This window comes from Streptococcus mitis (assembly GCF_001579035.1).
Taxonomy (GTDB): Bacteria; Bacillota; Bacilli; order Lactobacillales; family Streptococcaceae; genus Streptococcus; species Streptococcus mitis_J.
This window is the reverse complement of record NZ_KQ970287.1, coordinates 135,074-136,064: the sequence shown is the minus strand read 5'-3', so window position 1 is coordinate 136,064 and position 991 is coordinate 135,074. Positions and strand designations below refer to the sequence as shown.

Below are 991 nucleotides of genomic sequence, written 5' to 3'. Positions count from 1 at the left end.
GTCTGTATAGATTGGTGTATCAAAGATTACATCCTTGTTCTCGTTGATATATTCAACGTAACTAGCAATCCCACCTTCATAATGATAATGCTTGGTTTGTTCCAAACCTTGGCGCTTATCTATGATGGAGATTTGAAGACCGCGATTTAGAAAGGCCAACTCTTGAATCCGTTTATTTAATTTATCAAAATCAAAAGTTGTTGTTTCAGTAAAGATTTCTGGATCCGGAGTAAAATGAACCGTTGTTCCAGTTCTATCTGTATTCCCAACCACCTCAAGGTCTGCGACAACATGACCACGACGGTATTCTTGGTAATGAATTTTACCGTTTTTGTGGACATGGACGTCTAATTGAGTGGAAAGAGCATTAACGACTGATGACCCTACTCCGTGAAGACCACCTGAAACCTTGTATCCGCCACCGCCGAACTTTCCTCCAGCGTGAAGGACAGTAAAGACAGTCTCAACGGCAGGACGGCCTGTTTTTTCCTGAATATCGACTGGGATACCACGCCCATCATCGACAACAGTAATCGAATCATCTGGCTCAATAAAAACTTGAATATGGCTGGCAAATCCTGCCAAGGCCTCGTCAATTGAGTTATCAACAATTTCCCAGACTAGATGGTGAAGACCTTCTTTTGAGGTTGATCCAATGTACATCCCTGGACGCATCCGAACAGCCTCTAAGCCCTCTAAAACTTGAATTTGACTGGCATCATAATCCTGTGCCTGCAGATTTTTGATTTCTTCTGTCATCTTATTCCTTTTTCTTATATGTCTAATACTTGTCTTAAATTCACGATACTGGTAAATAAGTGGGTATCGAGTCCAGCAGCTTGCCCTGCTTCGATATCAATCGGTCGATCACCAATGACAAGGCCAGAGCTAATCTGATATTTTTCTCTTAAATAAATCATGGACTCAGGATTTGGCTTTCTCTTAAAACCTGAGCTAGAAGTCACCACTTCTGTAAAATAAGCTGCTATAG

Annotated in this window: 2 protein-coding genes; both read right to left on the bottom strand. The window is 41.4% G+C overall.

The window, feature by feature from the left end:
• On the bottom strand, positions 1-759 hold a 759-nt coding region (locus SMIDD26_RS12850; RefSeq protein WP_246746918.1), incomplete at its 3' end, for an ATP-binding protein.
• A gap of 14 nt (positions 760-773) precedes the next feature.
• A partial coding sequence (locus SMIDD26_RS12845) for an HAD-IA family hydrolase (protein WP_246746917.1) occupies positions 774-991 on the bottom strand: 218 nt, incomplete at its 5' end.